Here is a 615-nt window from a genome sequence, read left to right on the forward strand (position 1 = left end):
TACGAGGAAAGCACGATGCAAGGACTGCTGGACAACTACAGGAAGCAGTTACTTTCAATCGTTGAGCATTGCATGCAGCAAACGGAGCGGGAACTGACCCCGAGCGATGTGGGTAGCGTATCAATACCGCTCGCCACTTTCGATAAACTTCGCAAGCAACTGGTGAGTAGCGATACCGACGGACTGCTTTCCATATATCCAATGTCTCCAATGCAAGAAGGCATGTTGTTCCAAGCATTAAGAGACCCACAGTCATCAGCGTATTTCAATCAGTTGTCGATTGTGATTCAAGGGTCGCTGCATAAAGCCCATCTGGAGAAAAGCCTTTCTCTTCTGATGGAACGGTATGATATCTTCCGAACGGTGTTTGTATACGAGGCATTAGAGAGGCCGCTACAGATCGTACTGAAAAAGCGTAATCCGTCGATCGTCTTCAAGGATTTCACAGGGCTACCGGAAGATGAGATCGAGTGCAAAGTAGAGCAATTCAAGCAATCAGACCGGGAACAAGGATTCGATCTTACAAAAGATATCTTGCTACGGATTACTGTATTGAAGACGGGGCAGAGCCAATATGAGATCGTATGGAGCCACCATCATATTTTGATGGACGGC

General features: G+C 47.0%; 1 protein-coding gene. It reads left to right on the top strand.

Annotation, left to right across the window (positions count from 1 at the left end; translation table 11 throughout):
* Nucleotides 1–15: 15 nt before the first annotated feature.
* A partial coding sequence (locus FS818_RS28255) for a condensation domain-containing protein (protein WP_260984888.1) occupies nucleotides 16–615 on the top strand: 600 nt, incomplete at its 3' end.

It is taken from the genome of Paenibacillus xylanexedens (assembly GCF_007680605.1).
GTDB lineage: Bacteria > Bacillota > Bacilli > Paenibacillales > Paenibacillaceae > Paenibacillus > Paenibacillus xylanexedens_B.